The organism is Gilvimarinus sp. 1_MG-2023 (genome assembly GCF_030548285.1).
The window spans coordinates 1-341 of sequence record NZ_JAUOSC010000474.1; the positions used below are offsets into that span (position 1 = coordinate 1).

Sequence of the window (341 nt, forward strand, 5' to 3'; positions counted from 1 at the left end):
GTGTGCAGATTGATCCGGGTCGGCTGGATAATTTTTATCTGATCCAGATTCCGATGAAGGGTTACGCTGAAATCCAGTGCAGTAACCAGCGTTTTATTTCCTCACCGGAGATGGCTTCACTGATATCACCCGAGCAGCCTCTGTCGATGATGTGGCAAGGGAGTTCTCCGCAGTTGGTGATTCGTATCGACAGGGAGGATTTCGAGCATCATTGTCGTCAGCATCTGGATCGCTGGGGTCAGCGTTCGCCGGTGTTTTCGCCGCAGCTGGATTTTGATACGCCAGGTGGGGCATATGTCATGCAGTTGCTGATGATGCTGGTGGGAGGTTTGCTGGAAAGC

General features: G+C 52.2%; 1 protein-coding gene. It reads left to right on the plus strand.

The annotated features are described in order from the left end of the window. Positions 1–341 (plus strand): cupin domain-containing protein (locus tag Q4563_RS17695; protein WP_303605434.1); only part of this gene is annotated, 341 nt, incomplete at both ends.